The sequence below is a fragment of the Methylobacterium sp. CM6247 genome, assembly GCF_054817925.1.
In genome coordinates this window covers 4,529,142-4,552,011 of sequence record NZ_JBTXKX010000003.1, presented here as the reverse complement: position 1 = coordinate 4,552,011, position 22,870 = coordinate 4,529,142, and the positions used below count along the sequence as shown (strand labels likewise).

Annotated in this window: 20 protein-coding genes and 1 riboswitch; of the genes, 8 read left to right on the top strand and 12 right to left on the bottom strand. The window is 67.5% G+C overall.

Annotated elements, in window-relative coordinates; translation table 11 throughout:
• Positions 1-80: 80 nt before the first annotated feature.
• Positions 81-2,252, bottom strand: coding sequence for a polyribonucleotide nucleotidyltransferase (gene pnp, locus ACYQOP_RS22525; protein ID WP_461224258.1), 2,172 nt, complete (start codon positions 2,250-2,252; stop codon positions 81-83).
• A 214-nt stretch (positions 2,253-2,466) separates the two neighbouring features.
• Complete coding sequence (gene rpsO, locus ACYQOP_RS22520; protein WP_018044126.1) at positions 2,467-2,736, bottom strand: 30S ribosomal protein S15; 270 nt, start codon at positions 2,734-2,736, stop codon at positions 2,467-2,469.
• A 437-nt stretch (positions 2,737-3,173) separates the two neighbouring features.
• Between rpsO and ACYQOP_RS22515 the strand changes: the two genes are divergently transcribed.
• Positions 3,174-3,473 (top strand): hypothetical protein, encoded by a 300-nt coding sequence (locus ACYQOP_RS22515; protein WP_207414199.1) that lies wholly within the window; start codon positions 3,174-3,176, stop codon positions 3,471-3,473.
• Between the two features lie 48 nt (positions 3,474-3,521).
• Here the strand turns inward: ACYQOP_RS22515 and ACYQOP_RS22510 are convergent, their stop codons facing one another.
• Together ACYQOP_RS22510 and ACYQOP_RS22505 are read right to left on the bottom strand one after the other, a co-directional pair.
• Positions 3,522-4,571 carry a threonine aldolase family protein gene (locus tag ACYQOP_RS22510; RefSeq protein WP_461224255.1) on the bottom strand — a complete coding sequence of 350 codons (1,050 nt, stop codon included), beginning with the start codon at positions 4,569-4,571 and terminating at the stop codon, positions 3,522-3,524.
• Between the two features lie 50 nt (positions 4,572-4,621).
• Positions 4,622-4,733, bottom strand: a riboswitch (SAM-I-IV-variant riboswitch).
• A gap of 307 nt (positions 4,734-5,040) precedes the next feature.
• Positions 5,041-5,850 (bottom strand): exodeoxyribonuclease III, encoded by an 810-nt coding sequence (locus ACYQOP_RS22505; RefSeq protein ID WP_461224253.1) that lies wholly within the window; start codon positions 5,848-5,850, stop codon positions 5,041-5,043.
• 139 nt (positions 5,851-5,989) lie between these two features.
• On the opposite strand from ACYQOP_RS22505, the gene ACYQOP_RS22500 reads away from it, so the two are divergent.
• Positions 5,990-6,730 carry a lysophospholipid acyltransferase family protein gene (locus tag ACYQOP_RS22500; RefSeq protein WP_461224251.1) on the top strand — a complete coding sequence of 247 codons (741 nt, stop codon included), beginning with the start codon at positions 5,990-5,992 and terminating at the stop codon, positions 6,728-6,730.
• 309 nt (positions 6,731-7,039) lie between these two features.
• Positions 7,040-7,606, top strand: a complete 567-nt coding sequence (locus ACYQOP_RS22495) for a hypothetical protein (protein WP_461224249.1) — start codon at positions 7,040-7,042, stop codon at positions 7,604-7,606.
• A gap of 195 nt (positions 7,607-7,801) precedes the next feature.
• Here ACYQOP_RS22495 and ACYQOP_RS22490 read toward each other — a convergent pair whose 3' ends face one another.
• A complete protein-coding gene (locus tag ACYQOP_RS22490; RefSeq protein ID WP_461224247.1) occupies positions 7,802-8,713 on the bottom strand; it encodes a LolA family protein in 912 nt (303 codons plus the stop codon).
• A gap of 243 nt (positions 8,714-8,956) precedes the next feature.
• Positions 8,957-12,373, bottom strand: coding sequence for a DNA translocase FtsK (locus tag ACYQOP_RS22485; protein ID WP_461224245.1), 3,417 nt, complete (start codon positions 12,371-12,373; stop codon positions 8,957-8,959).
• A 286-nt stretch (positions 12,374-12,659) separates the two neighbouring features.
• Here ACYQOP_RS22485 and ACYQOP_RS22480 point away from each other — a divergent pair, with 286 nt between their 5' ends.
• From ACYQOP_RS22480 to ACYQOP_RS22470, 3 genes are all read left to right on the top strand, one after another.
• Positions 12,660-14,717, top strand: coding sequence for an NAD(+) synthase (locus ACYQOP_RS22480; RefSeq protein ID WP_461224243.1), 2,058 nt, complete (start codon positions 12,660-12,662; stop codon positions 14,715-14,717).
• Positions 14,718-14,783: 66 nt separating this feature from the next.
• Complete coding sequence (locus ACYQOP_RS22475) at positions 14,784-15,011, top strand: hypothetical protein (protein ID WP_207413444.1); 228 nt, start codon at positions 14,784-14,786, stop codon at positions 15,009-15,011.
• Between the two features lie 92 nt (positions 15,012-15,103).
• Positions 15,104-15,499, top strand: a complete 396-nt coding sequence (locus ACYQOP_RS22470) for a PilZ domain-containing protein (protein ID WP_461224240.1) — start codon at positions 15,104-15,106, stop codon at positions 15,497-15,499.
• A gap of 4 nt (positions 15,500-15,503) precedes the next feature.
• Here ACYQOP_RS22470 and ACYQOP_RS22465 read toward each other — a convergent pair whose 3' ends face one another.
• Positions 15,504-15,950 (bottom strand): HIT family protein, encoded by a 447-nt coding sequence (locus ACYQOP_RS22465; protein WP_461224238.1) that lies wholly within the window; start codon positions 15,948-15,950, stop codon positions 15,504-15,506.
• A gap of 113 nt (positions 15,951-16,063) precedes the next feature.
• On the opposite strand from ACYQOP_RS22465, the gene ACYQOP_RS22460 reads away from it, so the two are divergent.
• Positions 16,064-17,008, top strand: coding sequence for a cation diffusion facilitator family transporter (locus ACYQOP_RS22460; protein ID WP_461224237.1), 945 nt, complete (start codon positions 16,064-16,066; stop codon positions 17,006-17,008).
• Positions 17,009-17,011: 3 nt separating this feature from the next.
• Here the strand turns inward: ACYQOP_RS22460 and ACYQOP_RS22455 are convergent, their stop codons facing one another.
• The 5 genes from ACYQOP_RS22455 to ACYQOP_RS22435 form a co-directional block, all read right to left on the bottom strand.
• On the bottom strand, positions 17,012-17,500 hold the full coding sequence (locus ACYQOP_RS22455) for a glutathione peroxidase (RefSeq protein WP_461224235.1): 489 nt from the start codon (positions 17,498-17,500) through the stop codon (positions 17,012-17,014).
• The gene (locus ACYQOP_RS22450; RefSeq protein ID WP_461224233.1) at positions 17,497-18,657 is read right to left on the bottom strand and encodes a M20 aminoacylase family protein; all 1,161 of its coding nucleotides are present in this window, start codon (positions 18,655-18,657) and stop codon (positions 17,497-17,499) included. Before ACYQOP_RS22450 ends, ACYQOP_RS22455 begins: the two co-directional genes overlap by 4 nt.
• The gene (locus ACYQOP_RS22445) at positions 18,654-19,913 is read right to left on the bottom strand and encodes a GNAT family N-acetyltransferase (RefSeq protein ID WP_207413456.1); all 1,260 of its coding nucleotides are present in this window, start codon (positions 19,911-19,913) and stop codon (positions 18,654-18,656) included. Before ACYQOP_RS22445 ends, ACYQOP_RS22450 begins: the two co-directional genes overlap by 4 nt.
• A gap of 110 nt (positions 19,914-20,023) precedes the next feature.
• Positions 20,024-20,782 (bottom strand): glycerophosphodiester phosphodiesterase family protein, encoded by a 759-nt coding sequence (locus tag ACYQOP_RS22440; RefSeq protein WP_207413457.1) that lies wholly within the window; start codon positions 20,780-20,782, stop codon positions 20,024-20,026.
• On the bottom strand, positions 20,779-21,252 hold the full coding sequence (locus tag ACYQOP_RS22435; RefSeq protein WP_056427607.1) for a RidA family protein: 474 nt from the start codon (positions 21,250-21,252) through the stop codon (positions 20,779-20,781). The genes ACYQOP_RS22440 and ACYQOP_RS22435 overlap by 4 nt, the downstream gene beginning before the upstream one ends.
• Before the next feature lie 409 nt (positions 21,253-21,661).
• On the opposite strand from ACYQOP_RS22435, the gene ACYQOP_RS22430 reads away from it, so the two are divergent.
• The gene (locus ACYQOP_RS22430; RefSeq protein ID WP_461224230.1) at positions 21,662-22,855 is read left to right on the top strand and encodes an acetylornithine transaminase; all 1,194 of its coding nucleotides are present in this window, start codon (positions 21,662-21,664) and stop codon (positions 22,853-22,855) included.
• Positions 22,856-22,870: the final 15 nt, after the last annotated feature.

Below are 22,870 nucleotides of genomic sequence, written 5' to 3'. Positions count from 1 at the left end.
ATCCTCGCCCCAAACGAAAAGCGCGGCCCCTTGCGGAGCCGCGCTTCTCATTCTCGATCAACCCTCAGGGCTGAGACGGCTTACGCGTCCTGGCGGGGTCCGCGGGCGCGGTCCTGCTCGGCGTTGCGCTCGGCCTTCAGCTTCTCGGTCAGATCCTCGCCGGTCTCCTGGTCGACGACCTTCATGGAGAGGCGGATCTTGCCGCGATCGTCCGCGCCGAGGAACTTCACCTTGACCTTCTGGCCGTCCTTGACGACGTCCGTCACCTTGGCGACGCGCTGGGCAGCGAGTTCCGAGATGTGGACGAGACCGTCCTTGGCGCCGAAGAAGTTCACGAAGGCGCCGAACTCCATGCACTTCACGACGGTGCCGTCGTAGATCATGCCGACTTCGGCTTCCGCCACGATCGACCGGATCCAGTTATAGGCGGCCTTGATGGCCTTGCCGTCGCTGGAGGCGATCTTCACCGTGCCGGTGTCGTCGATGTTGATCTTGGCGCCGGTCTTCTCGACGATCTCGCGGATCACCTTGCCGCCGGTGCCGATCACTTCCCGGATCTTGTCGGTGGGGATCTGCATGGTCTCGATGCGGGGCGCGTATTCGCCGAGCTCGGGACGGGCATCGGTGAGGGCCTTGGCCATCTCGCCGAGGATGTGGACGCGGCCTTCCTGCGCCTGATGCAGGGCGACCTTCATGATCTCCTCGGTGATGCCGGCGATCTTGATGTCCATCTGCAGCGAGGTGATGCCGGCTTCCGTGCCCGCCACCTTGAAGTCCATGTCGCCGAGGTGATCCTCGTCGCCGAGGATGTCGGACAGCACGGCGTAGCGCTCACCCTCGAGGATGAGGCCCATGGCGATGCCGGCCACCGGACGGCGCAGGGGCACGCCGGCATCCATCAGCGACAGCGACGCGCCGCAGACGGAGGCCATCGAGGAGGAGCCGTTGGACTCGGTGATCTCGGACACGACGCGGATCGTGTACGGGAACTCGTGGGCCGGCGGCAGCACGGGGTGCACGGCGCGCCAGGCGAGCTTGCCGTGGCCGATCTCGCGACGGCCCGGGGAGCCCATACGGCCGGTCTCGCCCACCGAGTAGGGAGGGAAGTTGTAGTGCAGCAGGAAGGTCTCCTTGTAGGTGCCTTCCAGCGCGTCGATGAACTGCTCGTCCTCGCCGGTGCCGAGGGTGGCGACCACGAGGGCCTGGGTCTCGCCGCGGGTGAAGAGCGACGAACCGTGGGCGCGCGGCAGCACGCCGACCTGCGACACGATCGGGCGCACGGTGCGGACGTCGCGTCCGTCGATGCGGGAGCCGGTGTCGAGGATGTTCCAGCGGACGACCTTGGACTGCGCTTCCTTGAACGCGGCCTTGACCTTCTCGGCGGGGAACTTGGCCTCGCCCTCGGCCGGACAGAGAGCCGCGATCACCTTCGCCTTCACGGCGTCGACGGCGGCGTAGCGCTCCTGCTTCACGGTGTTCTTGTAGGCGTCGCGGAGTTCCGCTTCGCAGACGTCGAGCACGGCCTTCTCCACGTCGCCGTTCTCGGGCGCTGAGAAGTTGCGGGGCTCCTTGGCGGCCTTCTCGGCGAGGCGGATGATCGCATCGATGACCGGCTGGAAATGCTTGTGGCCGAACATCACGGCGCCGAGCATGGTCTCTTCGTCGAGCTCCTTGGCCTCGGATTCCACCATCAGCACGGCGTCCTGCGTGCCGGCGACGACGAGATCCAGGGTCGAGTTCTCGAGCTCGGGAACCGGCGGGTTCAGGATGTACTGGCCGTTCACGTAGCCGACGCGGGCCGCGCCGATCGGGCCGGTGAAGGGCACGCCCGACAGGGTGAGGGCGGCGGAGGCCGCCACCATGGCGAGGATGTCGGGATCGTTCTCGAGGTCGTGGGTCAGGACGGTGACGACGACCTGGGTGTCGTTGCGCCAGCCTTCGACGAAGAGCGGACGGATCGGGCGGTCGATGAGGCGGGAGACCAGCGTCTCCTTCTCGGAGGGACGGCCTTCGCGCTTGAAGTATCCGCCGGGGATGCGGCCGGCGGCGTAGGCGCGCTCCTGGTAGTTCACGGTGAGCGGCAGGAAGTCGATTCCGGCCTTGGGCTCCTTGCCCGACACGACGGTGGCCAGCACCGAGGTCTCGCCATACGTCGCCATCACGGCGCCGTCGGCCTGGCGGGCGACCTTGCCCGTCTCGAGGACGAGCTTGCGGTCGCCCCAGATCAGCTCTTCACGTTGTACGTCGAACATATGTCATGCCTTCCTGCGGTCGGGCGTGCCCGGCGCCGCCAGGGGCAAGACGGCAAGGAGTTCCGCGCCGGACCGGCGAAGAACTCCTGGCGATCCTGTCCCCGACGAGTGCGCCTCGAAGCGGCCCGATGGTCGCGCGGCCAGACCCATTCCGGCAGCGCGGGACGTCAATGAAACGCGGCCCTGAGCCAGGCTCGGGACCGCGAAAATCGCCTTAGCGGCGGATGCCGAGACGCTCGATGAGGCTGCGGTAGCGAGCCTCGTCCTTGCGCTTGACATAGTCGAGCAGCGAGCGGCGCTGCGAGACCATCTTCAGGAGGCCGCGGCGGGAATGGTTGTCCTTGCCGTGGGTCTTGAAGTGGCCGGTGAGGTTGGTGATCCGCTCGGTGAGGATCGCCACCTGGACCTCCGGAGAACCGGTGTCCTTGCCGCCGGTCGCGTATTCCTTGATGAGCGCAGTCTTGCGCTCGGCCGAAATCGACATCGCATTCCCTTTCGATACGGGTTTTCGGGTCGAGACGGTCCTCCTCGGGAGGGACCGCCTCAGCCTGGGACGGGGCCTGTGCCGGGATGTCGTCCAGCACGGTCGCGTTCACAAGCAGGTTTGGCCCCGTGCCCGTTTCCGGGTCGAGGCACCGAGACACATACACGAATCCGGGTCGCGTGCCACCCCCCGCGGCACCCCGGCGGGCCGTTGCCGGGCCGGGGAACAGAATTCCCCAAACTGTTATGCCGGCCCGGCACCCGCGCCAACGCCTTGATTCAGCACAGTGTCGGCCGATCTGCCGACATCTCTTTCATCGCAGCGTTACAGTCGGCGCTTAATTCAATCGTTGTCACGGACCACCAGAACATTCATATGGTTGGGGCTAGTCGGCGATCCCCTGTCGCCCAACAATTTACCATGTCGCCGGAAACACAATGGATAGAATCGCCGTAAAAATCCTGAAGCCAATAGCCTTCGCGGCACTAACATTTGGCGCAAGCTATTACTTGTTCAATTCAGCATTCGTCTCCCTGATTCTCAGCCTCGTCCCCCTATTACTCGGATGGCTGGGTGTGCTTGAAACGTTTTCGTACACGATCGCAGCAGCTTTATTCATCGCCGCCGTCGTCTGGTCCGTCGTTCCGGTGGATATGAAGAATCTGGTGGCGCTACAGACCGAGGCTGCAGTCAAGGAATTCTCGACGACGATGCCTACGCCAAAAAAGCCCGACTGAGACTTTCCAACTGCTTCATCGGGTAGCTCGATGGAAGCGCCTGACGAATCAGGCCGTCAGCGCCTCGCTCACGCCGCGGATGTCCCGAACCAAGGCGTCGATCCGATCCGGATCGGAATCCCAGGCGAACATGAACCGGGCGCCTCCGCCGATAAACGTGTAGAAACGCCACCCCCTCTCCCGCAAAGCCTCCAGCCGCTCGGGGGAGGCCTTCAGGAACACCGCATTGGCCTCCACCGGGAACATGGCGGTGAAGCCGGGGCATTCCGCCACCGAAGCGGCGAGGCGTTGCGCGCAGGCATTGGCATGGGCCGCGTTGCGGAGCCAGGCGCCGCCTTCCAGCATTCCGACCCAGGGGGCGGTGAGGAAGCGCATCTTCGAGGCGAGCTGACCCGCCTGCTTGCAGCGATAGCCGAAATCCTCGGCGAGGGCAGGATCGAAGAACAGGATCGCCTCGCCTGCCGCCATTCCGTTCTTGGTGCCGCCGAAGCAGAGCAGATCGACGCCAGCCCTCCAGGTCATCTCCGCGGGCTCGCAGCCGAGGCTGGCGCAGGCATTGGCGAAGCGCGCCCCGTCCATATGAAGGCGCAGACCAAGGTCACGGCAGGCAGCGGAGATCGCCCGGATCTCGTCGAGCGTATAGACCTGCCCCGTCTCGGTTGGCTGGGTAATGGTCACGACCCGGGGCTTGGGGAAGTGGATGTCCGAGCGGCCGGAGGCGAGCCCGCGGATGAGGGCGGGGGTAAGCTTGCCGTCGGCGCTCGCCGCCACCAGCAGCTTCGAGCCGTTGGAAAAGAACTCCGGCGCGCCGCACTCGTCGGTCTCCACATGGGCCGAGGCCGAGCAGATGACGCTATGGTAGGATTGGCACAGGGAGGCCAGCGCCAGGGAGTTCGCGGCGGTACCGTTGAAGGCGAAGAACACCTCCGCATCCGGCTTGTCGAACAGATCGCGGAACGCGTCCGATGCCCGCTTCGTCCAGGCATCCTCTCCATAGGCGGGCACCGAACCGCCATTGGCCGCTTCGGTGGCGGCCCAGACCTCGGGGCAGATGCCGGCGTAATTGTCGCTGGCGAATTGCTGGGGTTCGGTCTTCATCGTCACTTCGCCTTCCGTCGGTCCCGCAGGAGAGCCGAAGCGACGCGTGGCGAAACCCGTTTCGTTGCCGGTTCGGCCACATCCCCTCCAGTCGATGAGGGCTCCACCTTGCTCGGATCAGCAGGTTGGCGTCGGGCGTCGCCGCGACTCTTGATGCAAAGGGAAGCTTAACAGCGCGCGGGGCCAGCCGCAACGCGACGAGAGTGATGCGTACCGCCCGTCCTCCGACACTCGAAGGACGGGCGGGGAACTACCTTCAGGCCGTCGGGCGACCCGAGCGACCGGAATAGCGGCGACGGAGGTAGGAGACGACTTTGGGGAGAAGGAAGGCGAGGATCAGCTTGCGCATGCGCGACACTCCGGAAAGGGAAGAAGATACGGCTCCATCCGGAGCCGCCTGTCTGGAGAGCAATGATCGGCCCGGCGTTGCGTTCCTTGGCCGGCTTCACAGATGGGATGCGACGGCCCGTCAGAGCTCCAGCGTCAGCGTGACCGGGACATGGTCGGAGGGACGCTCCCAACCGCGTGCCTCGCGGAAGACGTCCACCGCGCGGGCGGTGCCGTCGAGATCCGGCGAGACCCAGACATGGTCGAGGCGACGCCCCTTGTTGGCGGCGGACCAGTCGGGCGAGCGGTAGCTCCACCACGTGTAGATCTTCTCCGGCTCAGGCGTCAGGACGCGGGCGGTATCGATCCAGCCGGCCTCACCACGCAGGAGCTCCAGCGCTTCCGTTTCTACCGGCGTGTGGCTGACGACGGAGAGAAGCTGCTTGTGCGACCAGACGTCGTGCTCGAGCGGCGCCACGTTGAGGTCGCCCACCAGGATCGCCGGGCCGGCCATGCGCCGCCCGCCCCATTCACGCAGGTCGCGGAGGAAATCGAGCTTGTGGGCGAATTTCGGGTTGAGGCCGGCATCCGGAATGTCGCCGCCGGCCGGAACGTAGAAGTCATGAATCACGAAGCCGGCGGCAGCGCCAGCCTCCGGCCCGAGCGCCGCCGAGATGTGGCGGGCATCCGGCTTCCCGCAGAAGGCCATGACGTCGCGGGTGAGCAGGGGAAAGCGCGATAGGATGGCGACGCCGTTATAGCCCTTCTGGCCGGCGAACACGACGTTCTCGTAGCCCGAGCCGCGCAAGGCCTTGAGGGGAAAGGCATCGTCCGGGCACTTCGTCTCCTGCAGGCAGAGCACGTCGGGCTTCACCTCGGCGAGAAACCGAAGGACGAGATCGATGCGCAGCCGCACCGAATTGATGTTCCAGGTGGTGACGGAGAGGCGCAACGGGTCTAGCTCACATATGTCATAAGGATCGGGACCGGCCGCTTCGATAGACCGGATCGGCCCGCCCGTCGCCGCACAATTGCCGCGTTCCATCGTCGAGAGGGATGCGCCGTCGCAGATACTGGAAGGATCGCCCGTCGTGTCGCGCACCCGCTCTGCGCTTTTCAATATTTACTGGGCCGCCTGGACCGCTTGTTTCGCGCTGCCCCTCGTGGTGCTCGCGATCCTCGGTTGCCCGACACGGCCGATCCGTGCGGCGACGCGGCTGTGGTCGCGCGGCATCCTGTTCGGCCTGCGTCATATCGTCGGCCTGACCTATGTGGAGGAGGGGCGCGCGCATATCCCCTCCGAGCCGTGCCTGATCGTGGCCAACCACCAATCGGCCTGGGAGACCCTGGCCTTTCTCATCCTGATCCCGAACGTCGCCATCGTGGCCAAGCGCGAACTCGTGGCGATTCCCATCGTGGGCTGGTTCCTGCGCCGTTCGCCGATGATCATCATCGACCGGGCCAACGGCACCCAGGCCCTGCGCACGATGATCGACGAGAGCCGGCTCGCCATCGCGGAAGGCCGCTCCATCCTGATGTTCCCGGAAGGCACCCGGAGCACCATCGACGCGCCGGTGCAGTTCAAGCGCGGGGTCGAGCTGCTCTATGCCAAGCTCGGTCTGCCCGTCCTGCCGGTGGCGGTGAATTCGGGCCTGTACTGGCCGCATGGCGGCTCGCGCCACATTCCCGGGACGGTGGTGGTGAGCTACCTGGAAACCCTGAAGCCGGGCCTCTCGGGCGGAGAGTTCATGCGGGGCACGCAGGACGCGATCGATGCCGAGCTGAACCGTTGGCGGAGCGGCAACCCGGAAATGAGCCTTCAAGCGTCGTAAGCCTCCAAACCGCTCCTCGAAGAGCCGAGGCCGGCATGGCCCGGAGCCCGTCGTGCTTCCGATAGATCGATCCTCCCTCCACGCGAGGGAAATAACTCCCGCCTAGGTTGTGTGAGTTAATCCACAGTTAGTAAGGTTGTCCTATATGCTTGCGGCAAGACCACAACCGCAAGGTTAACCGCCATGACCGCAATCGCAGCAGCATCGACGGCGGGGACGACTGTTGGCAGGCCCGGCGCCGACAAGTCGCAGAACGGGGCACAAGCTCCCGCCGCTACGGCCTCATCCGCCGTGACGAAACCCGCCGCCGTGATCGACCTGAGCGCCAATGCCAGATCGGTACTCGCCAGCCTCGTGGGAACGTCGACGGGGACCAAGGACGTCACGCCGTTCGAGACGATGCTCAAAGAGCGGACCGACGCCCTAACGCAGAAACTGCTCAAGGCGTTTGCGGACAAATCCATTCCCGCGGACGAATCGTTCACGCTGCAGCTCGACGATCTTGGGAATCTCAGAACCGACAGCCCATACAAGAAGACGATGGAGGAGATTTTCGAAAAAGATCCCGACCTCGCCAAGGAATTCAAGGAGATCGCCTCCCTCAACTCCATGAAGGCAGCTCAGAAGGCCATGGAGGCCTTCGAGAAGGAGAAGGCCGCCGCCAGGGACGATGATGAGAGAAGTGCGGCACAGAGCCGGTTCACCACGCGCCTATCGACGTCGCTGGAACTCTCGAAGACAATGGTCCTGAAGGACGGAAAACTGACGTCGCTGAGCCTGGACTTCATGACGAAGTCGGTGGGCGAAACCGTCGCGCCGAAAGCGAGCGAGAAAGCCAAGCAGCTGGCCGCCAAGGGGGTATCCATCGAGGTCTGAGCCAGAGCGTCCGCGTATGACGCTGGAGATCTTCCGGCTCGATGCTTCCGCAAAATTGGCCTGTCCCGGCCGCCTGAAGCGGCAGCTCACAGTGATCCGGCACCCGGTGCAAGGGGCTCTGCCTCGACGGCCACGGATTGGGGAGCTGGATGAGCGAGACGCCCTTCTCCCCTCCACCCGGGATGGGAATGGCCTTCACTGCGCCTTGATCTGCTTCTCCATCGCCTTGTCCTCGCTGCGCCCGTAATTGATGAAGAACTGGCTGCCGTCGATGGCCTTGCCCTTCTGCAGGTTCGAGAGCTGGACCGTGGTCTGGTAGCCTTGCGGATCGGTGATCCGCCACTGGCTGAGCGTCTTCACCTCGGCGTCGAAAAACAGCTGGATCTTCGAGGTACCGCCCAGTGTCGCACGGTCCTCCAGCGAGATGCGGATGCCGCCCGGATCGTTGGCGATGTCCGACACGGTGAGGTCGCGGGCAAGGTCGATCTTATCGCGCAGCAGGAATTTCAGCGGCGTCTGCGAGATGAAGTAGAGGTCCTGGGTCTTCAGCTTGCGGTCCTTCACCGCCACCGACGTGCCGTCCGCCACCACCTCCATGGGGGAGGGCTGGTCGTAGTCGAAACGCAGGCGGCCAGGCTTGGCCAGCGTCAGCTTGCCCCCGATGCGGCGCCCATCGGCGGCGATCTGGACGAAGTTGCCGCTGAGCGTGGTCATTCCGTTGAAATAGGCATTGGCCTGGGCGAGCACGGCGGCGGGCTCGGCATCCAGCATGGACGACGCGGCGGTGGGGGCGCCGACGGCGGCGACCTTGGCGGGCGCGTCCGAGGGCGCGGCCTTCGCGGCGGGTTTCGCGCCGGAGGCGGCCTTGTCCGCCCCCGCCTTGGCGTCCTTGGCGGGTTTGGGCGCCTGGGCCGCCGGCTTCTTCGGCGCGGTGGGAGCGGCCGGGGGCGCTTCCGGCTCGGGAGCGGGGGCCGGCGCGGGCTGCTCCTTGCGGCCGAACAGACCGTCGAGGAAGGACGAGACCTGCGCCGTGGCCGGCGCGGGTTGGAGGCCGGCCGCCAGCACGAGGAGCGAGCCGGCGGCGAGAAGGTGGCGTCGGCCGGTCATCCTGGGGCGTTCTCCGAAGTCGGGTGGGGTTCGGCTTAGAACTCGACCCTGTGGCGAATATGGGACGGGACCTCCCTCGCCCCAAAAGGGAGACGGACGGTACTCATACCGTTCTCCGCTCGATCGCCTCGGATCGTGCGGTCGCCGCGGGTCTCCCTCTCCCGTGTGGGAGAGGGTACCCGCGGTACATCTCGTTCTTCGATGATCAGCCGGTTCGACGGAATCGGTCCAGCGGATCACGTCTCACTCGTCATCGTCCATCATCGACGAGGACATGGAGATCGACCCCATGCTGGACGGCGCGGTTTCCATCAGGATCTCGCGTTTGCCGGCGTGGTTGGCTTGGCCCACGATGCCCTCGACCTCCATCCGCTCCATGATCGAGGCGGCGCGGTTGTAGCCGATCTGCAGGCGGCGCTGGATGTAGCTGGTGGAGGCCTTGCGGTCCCGCATCACCACCTGCACCGCCTGGTCGTAGAGGTCGGCCCCCGCATCGATCCCGCCGCCCGCATAGGCGCCGGCATCGAAGATCGGCGCGTCGATCTCCTCGGCCTCGGCGGCCGCCGCCTTGTCGGCCTTGGAGGCCTTGGCCGGCTTCTCCTCGGGCGGGTTCTCGTCCACGGTGACGGCTTCGAGATAGGACGGCCGGCCCTGACGCTTGAGGTGGGCGACCACGCTCTCGACTTCCGAATCCGAGCAGAACGGGCCGTGGACGCGGGTGGTGCGGCCACCTCCGGCCATGAACAGCATGTCGCCCTGGCCCAGCAGCTGCTCGGCGCCCATCTCGCCCAGGATCGTGCGGCTGTCGATCTTCGAGGTGACCTGGAAGGAGATCCGGGTCGGGAAGTTCGCCTTGATCGTGCCGGTGATGACATCGACCGAGGGGCGTTGCGTCGCCATGATGAGGTGGATGCCGGCGGCACGCGCCATCTGCGCGAGACGCTGGATCGCGCCTTCGATGTCCTTGCCGGCCACCATCATCAGGTCGGCCATCTCGTCGACCACGATAACGATGTAGGGCAGGGCCGAGAGGTCCATCTCCTCCGTCTCGAACACGGCCTGGCCGGTCTCGCGGTTGAAGCCGGTATGGATCTCGCGGGTGATGATCTCGCCCTTGGCCCGCGCTTCCGCCATCCGGGCATTGTAGCCGTCGATGTTGCGGACCGCGATCTTGGACATCTTCTTGTAGCGCTCCTCCATCTCGCGCACGGCCCATTTGAGGGCGATGACCGCCTTCTTCGGGTCGGTGACGACGGGGGAGAGCAGGTGCGGGATGCCGTCATAGACGGACAGTTCCAGCATCTTGGGGTCGACCATGATCAGGCGGCACTCTTCCGGCTTCATCCGGTAGAGGAGCGACAGGATCATCGTGTTGATCGCCACCGACTTGCCCGAGCCGGTGGTGCCGGCCACCAGCAGGTGGGGCATCTTGGCGAGATCGGCGATGATCGGTTCGCCGCCGATATTCTTGCCGAGGCACAAAGCGAGCTTGTGCTTGCTGATGCAGAAATCGGCCGAGGACAACAGCTCGCGCAGGTAGACGGTCTCGCGGGTCTCGTTGGGCAGTTCGATGCCGATGACGTTACGGCCGGGCACCACCGCCACGCGGGCCGAGACAGCCGACATGGAGCGGGCGATGTCGTCCGAGAGGCCGATGACGCGGCTCGACTTGGTGCCGGGGGCCGGCTCCAGTTCGTACAGGGTCACGACAGGGCCGGGGCGCACGGCGAGGATGTCGCCGCGCACGCCGAAATCCTGCACCGTTTGCTGGAGGTTCAGCGCGTTCTGCTCCAGCACGTCGGCATCGACCTCCTCGGTGCCGGTCACCGGCGGCTCGGCCAGCAATTCCAGCGAGGGGTGCTCGTAATCCTCGTTCTCCACCAGCGACATCGGCGTGTGCCGGCCGGCCGGGATCAGCGTGGCGCGGGGCTCGGGGAAGATCGCGCGGGACGGGGACGGGGCAGGCGGCGGGGCCGGCAGGGCGAGGACGGGAGCCGGGGCTTCCTCCATCTCGACCGGTGCGGCGGCTTCGGGGACGGCCGGCGCTTCCGCCACCTGCGGCTCGGGCTCCGGAGCCGGGGCGGCGGCCTTCGGGTTGCGCAGCAGGACCGGGCGCGGCGGCAGCGGCGTGAAGACCGGAGCGGCCCTGGCAGGGGAGGGGGCCTGCATCGGAGTGGCTTGCGCGACGGAGGCGTCCATCACGGGAGCTTCCGCGACGGGGGGCTGCATCACGGGAGCTTGCATCACGGGAGCCTGCGCCACCGGGGCGGCGGGCATGCGGGCCGGGCGGATCGCAGCGCGGGCGGCCATGGCCGAGACGGCAACCGAACGCTGGGGGGCAGGCCCGGTCTGCTCGATGACGAGAGCCAGGGTGGCCGCCTCGGCGACTTCGGCGACGCGGTCCTCGTGGCTCGGCTCGTCCCTGACGGGCGCGGACTGGCCATAGTCTTGGCCGTTATCTTGGCCGTTGGCGGGCAGGGGCGCGCCGCCGCGGTCGAACCGCATCAGCCGGTCGAGGACGTAGACCGGGCTGGGCGGCAGCGGGCGCAGGAGCGAGATGTCCACGGGCGGCGAGACCATGAAGGGTGAGGTCTCGTCTTCCTGCGCGCTGACCGGGGCGAGATCCGGCACCGGAGAAACCGCTGGCACGAACGGAGCCACAGCCTCGTCGGAATCGGCCTGGATCGCCGACCATGTCTCCACGGCGGTCGAATCCTCGCCATCGAACCAGGCGCGCATGGCGGCCCAATCCGGAACCTCGGTCCAATCGCGGTCGACGGGCAGCGGGGCCGGCTCGGCGGCGACGATCGGCTCGCTCACCGCTGCGGGGATCGGCAATGTCTCCTCGACGATGGTGGCGAGGACGGCCTGCGGTCGACGATCGGGCGAGCGGAAGAAGCGCACTCCGGGCGGCGGGGTATAGGGCTGGCGCCACAGGGGCTGGGGCGGCTCGGGGGGGATCGCGGCGAGAAGCGCGGCCTCGGCCGCCTCCTGGGCGGCACGTTCCGCTTCCGCGGCGGCGAGGGCGGCGCGTTCGGCGGCCTGCCGTGCCTCGTCCTCGGCCTGCCGCGCGGCGCGGACCTGCTCCTCCTGCGCCAGGCGCTCGGCATCGAGCGCCCGCTGGCGACGCTCCTGCAGCACCGGATCCGGAGTGCGGGTGTAGCGCACCGCCGGCGCGTCCGGCTCGGGCGCGGAATGGGCCGGCGCGTCGTAGCCCTCCGGCGTGATGGAGGCGGGACGACGCGGCGAACGGATCAGCACGCGCGGGCTCGATGCGCCGTGGTCGATCCGGCTCTCGCCGGTCGAGTCCATGGCCGCGATGCCCGAGGAACGGGCGAGATCGGTTGTGGCGCGGTCGTCGAAGACGTGGTCCGGCCAGGCCTGCGCCTCGGCCCATTTGCCCTGCTCCAACCAAGGCTGGGCCTGGGGAGCGGGGGCGTCGTGCACCATGTCCCGGGGGGCCGTGAGCCAGGATTGCGCCGGGCGCGGCGAGACCAGGCTCGGGCGCTGGGGCGGTCCGGCGAGGCGCCGGGTCAGGCTTGCGCGCAGGCTGATCAGCCTGTGCGCGAGGGCGCCCAAGGTCAGGCCGGGGCGGTCACCACCGCGTCCGGGCCGAGAGGGATCACGATGAGAATAGGGAGGCCGTCCCGATGCGCGCATGATGCTCTGAATTGACTCGTAGGGTACCGGTCCGCGTCCTCGACAGGAGCGGTTCTTCCCGAAGCTAGGGCCAACGTCGTTAACAGACGCTTGCCCGTATCCCGCGAAGTGTCGGATTGCCGAGGGAACGCGACGCCGCCTCCCCCTGGAGCCCCGGCGCGTAACCGGTTAGGTTAGGGAACCCAATGAAGCGCTTCGGATCACACGGGTTTCCTTCGACGACCCTGCCGGTCCGTCCCCGCGCCATGCAGATAGTGCGTCACACTCGCTAGAGGCCCCCTGCCCCTTGGCCGAAACGACACGAAGAACCGCCTTCAAGTCCCTCTATCGTCACGGTTTCGCCCGTGTGGCGGCCTGTGCCGGGCGGAGCCATCCGGCCGACCCGGAGAGCAATGCCGATGGAATTCTGTCGCTCGCCGAGGAATGCCATCGGGCGGGAGCGGTCCTCGCCGTGTTCCCGGAACTCTGCGTCTCGGCCTATTCCATCGAGGACCTGCTGCTGCAGGCGACCCTGCTCGATGCGGTGGAGACGGCGATCACCCGCATCGTCGCGGCCTCGACCGAGCTGACTCCCATTCTCGTGGTCGGCGCGCCTCTGCGCTGGCGCCACCGCGTCTACAATTGCGCGGTCGCCATCCACCGGGGCCGGGTGCTCGGCGTGGTGCCCAAGAGCTACCTGCCGAATTACCGGGAATTCTACGAGAAGCGCCATTTCGCCTCCGGCGCCGGTCTCCTCGGCGAGTCGATCACCCTCGGCAGCGGTGTCGTCCCCTTCGGTCCGGACCTGCTCTTTTCGGCCGAGGACCTGCCCGGCTTCACCCTCGGCATCGAGGTCTGCGAGGACCTCTGGGTGCCCGCTTCCCCGGGCACCGATGCGGCCCTGGCCGGCGCCACCGTGCTCGCCAACCTGTCGGGTAGCCCGATCACCGTGGGGCGCGCGGAATCACGGGCCATGCTCACGCGGTCGGCCTCGATGCGCTGCTCCTGCGCCTATGTCTACGCGGCGGCGGGCCTCGGCGAATCCACCACCGACCTGTCCTGGGACGGCCAGACCAGCATCGACGAGGTCGGCATCCGCCTCGCCGAGGGCGAACGCTTCGCCGCCGGGCCGGTGGCGACCCTGGCCGATATCGACCTCGACCTCCTGGCGCAGGAGCGGCTCCAGACCGGAAGCTTCGACGACAATGCGCGCGGGCGCGGGCTGTCCTACCGCACGATCCGCCTCCGGCTCGGTCCGCCCTCGGGCGATCTCGGCCTGAGGCGCCGGGTGGAGCGCTTTCCCTTCGTACCGGCCGATATCGGCCGCCTCGCCCAGGATTGCTACGAGGCCTACAACATCCAGGTGGCGGGCCTCGCCAAGCGGCTCGCCGCCACCGGCACGAAGAAAGCAGTCATTGGTATTTCGGGCGGCCTCGATTCGACTCATGCCCTCATCGTCGTGGCCAAGGCCTTCGACAGGCTCGGCCTCCCACGGACGGACATCCTCGCCTACACCCTGCCGGGCTTCGCCACGTCGAACGCCACCAAGGCCAATGCCCACGCGCTGATGGCAGCCCTCGGCACCACGGCGGGGGAGATCGATATCCGGCCAGCGGCGCGGCAGATGCTCGCCGATATGGGCCACCCGTTCGGGCAGGGGGAGCCGGTCTACGACGTCACCTTCGAGAACGTGCAGGCGGGGCTGCGGACCGATTACCTGTTCCGGCTCGCAAACCAGAACGGCGGCATCGTCATCGGCACGGGCGACCTGTCGGAACTGGCGCTCGGCTGGTGCACCTACGGCGTCGGCGACCAGATGAGCCATTACGGCGTCAATTCCGGCGTGCCCAAGACGCTGATCCAGCACCTGATCCGTTGGGTCATCGCCAGCGGCCAGATCGGCGAGGGCGCCAACGCCACCCTGCAGGCGATCCTCGCCACCGAGATTTCGCCCGAACTCGTACCCACGGAGGAGGGCGGCTCGCCCCAGAGCACGGAGGCCAAGATCGGCCCCTATGCGCTGCAGGATTTCAACCTGTTCTACACCCTGCGCTACGGCTTCAAACCGTCGAAGATCGCCTTCCTCTCCCTCCATGCCTGGGGGGATGCGAAGCGTGGCGCATGGCCGCCGGACTTTCCCGAGGGCAAGCGTCAGGCCTATGGGCTGCCGGAGATCCGCGCCTGGCTCGGCGTGTTCCTGCAGCGCTTCTTCGGCTTCAGCCAGTTCAAGCGCTCGGCCATGCCCAACGGCCCGAAAGTCGCGGCCGGGGGCTCGCTCTCTCCGCGCGGCGACTGGCGCGCACCCTCCGACGGCAATGCCCGGATCTGGCTCGACGAGCTCGCCCGCAACGTCCCCGAAAACTGATCGACATAGTCCGGTCCGATTATGGCACTATCGGCTGAGTCGGGGTGGCCAGTCGGAGACCGACCGATGCAAAGCTACAACGTGTTCTGCCTGAAGTCCGTCAGCGGCCTGTGCTGCGCGGTACCCGAGTGCCGTGCCGTTCCGAGCTTTCTGAGCGCACGGAACTGGGCGTTCAGCGGACGGCTGAGCGACGAAGCCGAGGCCCCGGCCGATTTCGACGAGCGGGCCGCGACCACGGCGGTGCGCTTCAACGGCTTCTACCTGTTCGAGACCATGGACCGGCGCTTCAACTGAGCGGGCGCGCCCTCACCGCGGCGATCATTCCTTAAGGGGCCCCATGCGAGGGTCCCGCCGGTCGCACCAAGCGGAGCCGGAGACCGGCCGTCATGTCGGACAATCGCAAGGAAGCGCGGCAGAGGACGTTCCTCAAGGGCCGCATCATCTTCAACAACGGCGCGTCGAGCATGGATTGCCTCGTCCGCGACATGTCCGCGACCGGTGCGCGCCTCGCGCTGACGGAGACCGCGACCCTTCCGGAGATGTTCGACCTCTTCATCCCCCAGAAAGAGCGGACCTATAAGGCGAACCTGCGCTGGCGCCGCGCCGATGGCATCGGTGTCGCCTTCGCGGACGAGACCACAGCCGCCGCTCCGGTTCCGCCGCCCCAGGACGATCCGGCCGCGATGCTGGCCCTGATCCGTCGCATCGCCGAACTCGAAGCCGAGAACGCCGCCCTGCGCCGGCTGATCGCCGCGACGCGGGCGCCTGCCAGCGTCGCCTGATCGTTCACGCCGCGTCGAGGGCCGCCCTGATCTGCGCCGCGTGGATGCCGAGGAGATCGTTGTCGGCCATTCCCCCCGTATGCCGGCCCAGCGCCACGCCGTCGAAGCGCGGCACGATGTGGATGTGGAGGTGGAACACCGTCTGCCCGCCGGCGGGCTCGTTGTACTGGAAGACGGTCAGGCCATCGGCCGCGAAGGCCGTCTTCACCGCGCGGGCGACGCGCTGCACGGTAGCAATGGTCGCGGCTAGCGATGCGGGATCCGCATCGAGCAGTCCGCGCGCCGGGGCCTTGGGGATGACCAGGGTATGGCCCGGCCCCTGGGGCATCACATCCATGAAGGCGAGGGTGTGCTCGTCCTCGTAGACCTTGTGGGCGGGAATCTCGCCCCGCAGGATCTTCGCGAAGACGTTGTCGGGATCATACTGCGCAGCTTCGACGTTTGAGGGCATGGGCCGGTCTCCATCGCGGATGTGCGTCTGCGGTTTTCCGGCCGGACCTTGCACAGACTGGCCCCCGGCGTCCACGGCGCGGGGATCGTCCCTTCGATGAGAGTTTCGCCGGCATGGCGCATGAGAGCAACGGCGCGATCTACACCGCCGCAGGGGCCAACCTCGCCATCGCGGCGGCGAAGTTCGTGGGCGCCTTCTTCACCGGTTCCTCGGCCATGCTGGCGGAGGGAGTCCATTCGCTGGTGGACACCGCCAACCAGATCCTCCTCCTCGTCGGCCTGTCGCGGGCCAAGAAACCGGCCGATGCGCGCTTTCCGTTCGGCTATGGGCGCGAGGTCTATTTCTACGCCTTCATCGTGGCGCTGTTCATCTTCCTCGGCGGCGGCGCCTTCGCGGTCTACGAGGGCATCCACAAGATCCACTACCCGGAGGCCTCTGCCGACGCGGTGATCTTCGGCCGCACCATTCCGGGCTTCTGGGTCAACCTCTCGATCCTCGGCTTCGCGGTGCTGGCCGAGGGCTATTCCTGCACCGTCGCCCTCAAGGCGTTCTGGGCCGAGAAGGGCGATCGGGAGGCGATCACCGCGATCCGCCGGAGCAAGGATCCGGCCCTGTTCACGGTCCTGATCGAAGATGTCGCCGCTCTTCTCGGTCTGACGGTCGCGCTGGCAGGCGTGATCCTCGCCGAATGGCTGCAGATGCCCGCCCTCGACGGCTGGTCGTCCATCGGCATCGGCGCGATCCTGATTGGGATGGCGCTGTTCCTGATGATCGAGACGCACGGCCTCCTCGTCGGCGAGGCGGCCGCCCCCGAGACCGTGGCGGCGATCGAGGAAACGGTGCGGACGGAGCCGGGCGTCCGCCACGTCAACGCGGTGCTGACCCAGCATCTCGGCCCCTCCGACATCCTGGTGAATGTCAGCCTCGACATGGAGGACGACCTCAAGGCCGGCGAGGTCGAGGCGATGGTCGGCCGCCTCGATGCCCGGCTGAAGGCGCGCAACCCGGCGGTGAAACGCGTCTTCATCGAGATCCAGGCGAAGGATTCCACCGCCTGACGGTCAGGCGTCGGCCAGGGCCTTCGCGATGTCGCCTTCGAGATCCGCGGGCTTGGCGGTGGGCGGGTAGCGGCCGATCACCTTGCCGTCGCGGCCGACGAGGAACTTGGTGAAGTTCCACTTGATGCCCTTGGTGCCGAGGAGGCCGGGCTTCTCCTGTTTCAGATGGGCGAAAACCGGGTCGGTGCCGGCCCCGTTCACCTCCACCTTGGCCAGGACGGGGAAACTGACATCGTAGGTCAGGCTGCAGAATTGCGCGATCTCCCCGGCATCGCCCGGCTCCTGGGCGCCGAATTGGTTGCAGGGGAAGCCGAGCACCACGAGCCCCTCCTCGCGGTGCTTGCGCCAGAGCGCCTCCAGCCCCTCGTATTGCGGGGTGAAGCCGCATTTCGAGGCGGTGTTGACCACGAGCACGACCTGCCCCCGATGCTGGTCGAGGGGATAGGGCGTGCCGTCGGCGGCCTTGGGGGCGAAATCGAACAGGCTGGTCATGCGGCGGTGCGCTTCTCGACGAGGCGGGCGAGGTAGGAGCTGCCCAGGGGGATGATGCTGTCGTCGAAATCGAAGGCCGCGTTATGCAGGCCCGGCCCCGGCGTCCCGCCGATCCAGGCATAGGCTCCCGGCACCACCATCAGCATGTCGGCGAAATCCTCGCTGCCCATGCGCGGCACTGCGTCGTCGTCGACGCTCGCGGCCCCGAAGATCTCGCGGGCGATCTCGGCAGCCGCGGCGGCATGGGCGGCGCTGTTCTCCAGAACCGAGAACGTGTCGCGGATTTCCACCCCGATCTCGACTCCGTGGGCGAGGGCGATGCCCTGCGCGACCTCGCGGATGCGGCGCGAGACGAGCGCGCGCACGCCGGCATCGAAGGTCCGCACCGTGCCGGCGAGATGGGCGCCCTCAGGAATGACGTTGTAGGCCGCCCCCGCATGGATCTGGGTCACGGAAAGCACGGCGCTCTTCAGCGGGTCGGCATTGCGCGAGACGATGGATTGCAGCGCCTGGACCAGGGCAGAGGCCGCCACGATGGAATCGAGACCGCGATGCGGTTCCGCCGCGTGGGCGCCGCGCCCGGTGATGCGGATATCGAAGAAGTCCGCCGCCGCCATCATCGGGCCGGGCCTGATCTTGAGCTTGCCGTGCGGGCCGCTGGGGGTGTTGTGGAGCCCGTAGATCTCGTCGCAGGGGAAGCGCTCGAACAACCCGTCGGCCAGCATGGCGCGGGCGCCGCCGAGCCCTTCCTCCGCCGGCTGGAACACGAACAGGGCGGTGCCGTCGAAATCGCGCGTCTCGGCGAGGTAGCGGGCCGCGCCGAGCAGCATGGTGGTGTGGCCGTCATGGCCGCAGGCGTGCATCTTGCCCGGAATCGTGGAGCGATGGGGGAGGTTGGTCTCCTCCTCGATCGGCAGCGCGTCCATCTCCGCCCGCAACCCGATGCGGCGCCCAATGGCCGAGCGCCCCTGCAGCACGCCGACGACGCCGGTTCCGCCGAGCCCGCGATGGACCTCGATGCCGTAGCGCTGCAGCTGCTCGGCCACGAGGTTGGAGGTGCGCACCTCCTCGAAGCCGATCTCGGGATGGGCGTGGATGTCCCGGCGGATCGCCGTGAGGTCGTCGGCGAAGGATCGGATACGGTCGATCGGGCTCATCGGGTCTCCTCGTGATCGGACGGCTCGGGAGCGGGATTCGTGCCGTCCCGACGGAAGGGCGTCATCTCGCCGAGCACCGAGGCCGCCTCGACGACATGCTCGCGCTCGCGGCGGAGATAGTCGGCGATGGCCCGGCGCAGGGCGGGATCGGCGATGTCGTGGGCCGAATGCATCAGCACCGGGGCGTAGCCACGGGCGAGCTTGTGCTCTCCCTGCGCGCCGGCCTCGACGCGCTTGAGGCCGCGCCGGATCGCGAAATCGATGGCCTGATAGTAGCAGACCTCGAAATGCAGGAACGGGTGGTCCTCGTTGCAGCCCCAGTTCCGGCCATAGAGCGCGACGTCGCCGATGAGGTTGATCGCACCGGCGATGTAGCGTCCCTCGCGCTTGGCCATCACCAGCAGGACGCGCTCGGGCATGCGCTCGCCGAGCAGGCCGAAGAACGTGCGGTTGAGATAGGGCCGGCCCCATTTGCGCGCGCCGGTATCCGAGTAGAACTCGTAGAACGCATCCCAATGGGCCGGGGTCAGGTCGGCCCCGGTGACGTGCTCGATGGTGATGCCCTGGCTCAGGGCGTCGCGCCGCTCGCGCCGGATCGCCTTGCGCTTGCGCGAGGCCAGGGCACCGAGGAAATCCTCGAACCCGGCATAGCCCTCGTTGGACCAGTGAAACTGCTGGTCGACCCGCTGGAGCATCCCGACCTCCCCGGCCTGCTCCCACTCGCGCTCGCGCATGAACGTGACATGGATCGAGGAGGCCTTGGTCTCCGCCCGGAGGGCACGCAATCCGGCGATGAGGGCGGAGGCGGCCTCGTCCACGTCCTGACCCGGGGCGATCAGGAAGCGCGGGCCGGTGACCGGCGTGAACGGTACGCTGACCTGGAGCTTTGGATAATAGGCGCCACCGGCCCGCTCATAGGCATCGGCCCAGCCATGGTCGAAGACGTATTCGCCCTGGCTGTGGGATTTCAGGTAGCAGGGCGCAAGGCCGACGAGTTGCCCCTCGCGCTCCACAGCCACATGCAGCGGCAGCCAGCCGGTCTTGCGCGAGACGCAGCCGGAATCCTCGAGCGCCGACAGGAAGGCATGGGAGACGAACGGATTGTGGGTCTCGTCGCCCGCCGACAGGGTCTCGGGCGACGTGGCGCAGGCATCCCATTGCGCAGCGGGAATCTGGGCGAGGCCCGTGATGGCGCGAACCTGCAGCATCGGCGCAGGGTCCAGCGCATCCTCTGATGCCGGTCCGGTCTTTTCCATCACCGCAATCTAACCCTGCCGGGCGAGGGGACAAGCGCGAGTGACGAGCACGGCCGTCGCAGGCCAGCGGTTTCGGCGGGCCGACGACGATCCATCGCCGTCCCGGGCGATTACGGCCTGAACCCCTCGAACACCATCTGGTCGGCATGCTCGTGCGCACGCTGGCGCTGGTCGGGGTTGCGCACAGTCCAGGTCATCACCGGCATCCGGCCGAGATGGCGGCTGAGGAAGGTGGCAGCGCAGGGCAGGTCATCCACCCGCCAGGACAGGAAGTCGGGGCGGCTCGCCTCGAGATGGAGCAGGTTGGCGAGCGAATGCCGCAGGCCCTCCGTCATCAGCGCATAGGCCGGATCGTCCTGGCTGGTCTCGCCCACGATCCCGCGCGGGATCCGCGGCGCGAGGCCGGCGAAAGCCTCGATCAGGGCCGGGTCGAAGGACTTCACCGCCACCGGCCCGTCATACTCCGCCACGATGGCGGCCACGCGCTCGACCAAGCGAAGGTCGCCGGTAAAGCGCGACTTGACCTCGACCACGAGGGGCACCCGGCCGGCGATGGCCGCGAGGGTGTCGGGCAGGGTGGGGATCGTCTCGGAGGAGCCGGCAACCGCCAGGGACCGGAGGGCGTCCGTCCGCGTCTCGGCCACGAGGGCGACGGCGCCGGTGAGGCGCCCCAACGCCTCGTCGTGGAACACTATCGCCTCGCCATCGGCGCTGATCTGCACGTCGCACTCGATCGCGTAGCCTCCGGCGATGGCGGCCCGCGCCGCCGCCAGGGTGTTCTCGGGGATGCCCGCCGCGCGGTCATGCAAACCCCGATGGGCGATCGGCCTGGCCGTCAGCCAGGCAGGGGCGTTCGACCCCACCGTCATTTCACCTCGAACATCGCCTCGACCTCGACGGCGGCGTCGAGGGGGAGTTCGGCGACGCCCACGGTCGCGCGGGTGTGCCGGCCGCGATCACCGAGGATCTCCACCATCAGGTCGGAGGCTCCGTTCATGATCCCGGCAAGGCCCGCGAAGGTTGGAACGGCGTTGATGAAGCCGCCGAGCCTGAGGCACTGAACGACGCCGTGGTCGAGATCGCCGATGGCGGCTTGCAGCTGCGCCAGCACGTTCAGGCCGCAAAGCCGGGCCGCTGCGATGCCCTGTTCGGGCGAGACCTCGCCGCCGAGCTTGCCCTTGTGGGCATCGGCGAGCTTTCCGTCTGCGCCGAAGCAGATCTGGCCGGAAATGATGACGAGGTTGCCGGTGCGGATGAACGGCACGTAGTTCGCAACGGGGGAGGCCGCCTTGGGCAGGACCAGACCGAGGGTTTCCAGGCGTTCCTTGACCGTGCTCATCCGTCGTCTTTCCTCAAAGCTGGCCGGGATATCGCCGTGAAAGGCGATGGGCGCTCCCGAATTCATGCGGCGGGACTGAGCATGATCGCGCCATCTCGCGCAACCCGCTGGCGTCCGGCCGAGTGGTCGACCAAAGGGGCAGCCAAGTGCCAAGCTCGCAAGTGCGAAGCTCCAGCACCGGGCCAAGCGCCCCGGACATGGACCGGACCCGATCGAACGCGCCGTTACCGGCGCCCGTCGCTACAGCCTAACCACAAGGCGTGTCGGTCCTGTGAACACCCCACATCATTGACATAACGGGGCAATTCTCTAGTAATCGCAGCCGTGCCGCCCGGATTCGAGGCGGCACTTTCATTTGGTGCGGTGGCGCTCCTCGCGTGCCCGCTTTGACGAACGGGAAGTCGGGATCGTGACATCCGCTCTTCTGCCGACCTATGCCCGGGCTCCGATCGCTTTCGAGCGTGGAGAGGGTGCTTGGCTCGTAGCGCATGACGGCAAGCGATATCTCGATTTCGGCGCCGGCATCGCGGTCAACGCCCTCGGCCATGCCCATCCGCATCTCGTGGAGGCGCTGACCACCCAGGCGCAGAAGCTGTGGCACACCTCGAACCTGTTCGAGATTCCCGGGGGCGAACGCCTCGGCCGGCGGCTGGTGGACGCGACCTTCGCCGACGTGGCCTTCTTCGCCAATTCCGGTGCCGAGGCCAACGAGGCCGCCATCAAGATGGCGCGCAAGTACCATGCGGCCGGCGGCCATCCCGAGCGGTTCCGCATCGTCACCTTCGAGGGCGCGTTCCACGGACGGACGCTGGCGACCATCGCGGCCGGCGGCCAGCAGAAATACATCGACGGGTTCGGCCCGAAGGTGGACGGGTTCGACCAGGTGCCCTTCGGCGACCGCGAGGCCCTGCTCGCCGCCATCGGCCCCGAGACCGCAGCCCTGATGATCGAGCCGATCCAGGGGGAGGGCGGCATCCGCACGGTGCCGCCGGAGATGCTGCGCGACCTTCGGGCGCTCTGCGACGAGCACGGCCTGCTCCTGATCATGGACGAGGTTCAGACCGGCGTCGGCCGCACCGGCCGGCTGTTCGCCCATGAATGGTCGGGGGTGACCCCCGACATCATGAGCGCGGCCAAGGGCATCGGCGGCGGCTTCCCGCTCGGCGTCTGCCTCGCCACGGCGGAGGCCGCGCGCGGCATGACGGCGGGCAGCCACGGCACCACCTTCGGCGGCAACCCCCTCGCCATGGCCGTGGGCAACGCCGTGCTCGACGTGGTCCTGGCGGAGGGCTTCCTCGACCATGTCCAGCGCATGGGCCTGCTGCTGAAGCAGCAGCTCGCCTCGGTCATGGACCGCCATCCCAGGGTTATCACAGAGATTCGCGGGACCGCGCTGATCCTCGGCCTCAAGCTCGACGTGCCCAACACCACCTTCACGGCGGCCGCGCGCGACGAACACCTGCTGGTGATCCCCGCCGGCGACAATGTGGTCCGGCTCTTGCCGCCGCTCATCATCTCCGAGGCGGATGTGGCCGAGGCGGTGAAGCGAATCGACGCCACGGCGGGTCGTCTCCAAGTCCAGATGCGCGGCGCCGCCGAGTAACCGACAGGCCGTCCA

What these genes read in the sequence shown, in the direction of transcription:
- pnp (WP_461224258.1), bottom strand. Translation starts at nt 2,252, where the DNA reads ATGTTCGACGTACAACGTGAAGAGCTGATCTGGGGCGACCGCAAGCTC.
- ACYQOP_RS22470 (WP_461224240.1), top strand. Translation starts at nt 15,104, where the DNA reads ATGTCGGACAATCGCAAGGAAGCGCGGCAGAGGACGTTCCTCAAGGGC.
- rpsO (WP_018044126.1), bottom strand. Translation starts at nt 2,736, where the DNA reads ATGTCGATTTCGGCCGAGCGCAAGACTGCGCTCATCAAGGAATACGCG.
- ACYQOP_RS22440 (WP_207413457.1), bottom strand. Translation starts at nt 20,782, where the DNA reads ATGACGGTGGGGTCGAACGCCCCTGCCTGGCTGACGGCCAGGCCGATC.
- ACYQOP_RS22465 (WP_461224238.1), bottom strand. Translation starts at nt 15,950, where the DNA reads ATGCCCTCAAACGTCGAAGCTGCGCAGTATGATCCCGACAACGTCTTC.
- ACYQOP_RS22450 (WP_461224233.1), bottom strand. Translation starts at nt 18,657, where the DNA reads ATGAGCCCGATCGACCGTATCCGATCCTTCGCCGACGACCTCACGGCG.
- ACYQOP_RS22485 (WP_461224245.1), bottom strand. Translation starts at nt 12,373, where the DNA reads ATGCGCGCATCGGGACGGCCTCCCTATTCTCATCGTGATCCCTCTCGG.
- ACYQOP_RS22455 (WP_461224235.1), bottom strand. Translation starts at nt 17,500, where the DNA reads ATGACCAGCCTGTTCGATTTCGCCCCCAAGGCCGCCGACGGCACGCCC.
- ACYQOP_RS22490 (WP_461224247.1), bottom strand. Translation starts at nt 8,713, where the DNA reads ATGACCGGCCGACGCCACCTTCTCGCCGCCGGCTCGCTCCTCGTGCTG.
- ACYQOP_RS22460 (WP_461224237.1), top strand. Translation starts at nt 16,064, where the DNA reads ATGGCGCATGAGAGCAACGGCGCGATCTACACCGCCGCAGGGGCCAAC.
- ACYQOP_RS22515 (WP_207414199.1), top strand. Translation starts at nt 3,174, where the DNA reads ATGGATAGAATCGCCGTAAAAATCCTGAAGCCAATAGCCTTCGCGGCA.
- ACYQOP_RS22445 (WP_207413456.1), bottom strand. Translation starts at nt 19,913, where the DNA reads ATGGAAAAGACCGGACCGGCATCAGAGGATGCGCTGGACCCTGCGCCG.
- ACYQOP_RS22435 (WP_056427607.1), bottom strand. Translation starts at nt 21,252, where the DNA reads ATGAGCACGGTCAAGGAACGCCTGGAAACCCTCGGTCTGGTCCTGCCC.
- ACYQOP_RS22475 (WP_207413444.1), top strand. Translation starts at nt 14,784, where the DNA reads ATGCAAAGCTACAACGTGTTCTGCCTGAAGTCCGTCAGCGGCCTGTGC.
- ACYQOP_RS22510 (WP_461224255.1), bottom strand. Translation starts at nt 4,571, where the DNA reads ATGAAGACCGAACCCCAGCAATTCGCCAGCGACAATTACGCCGGCATC.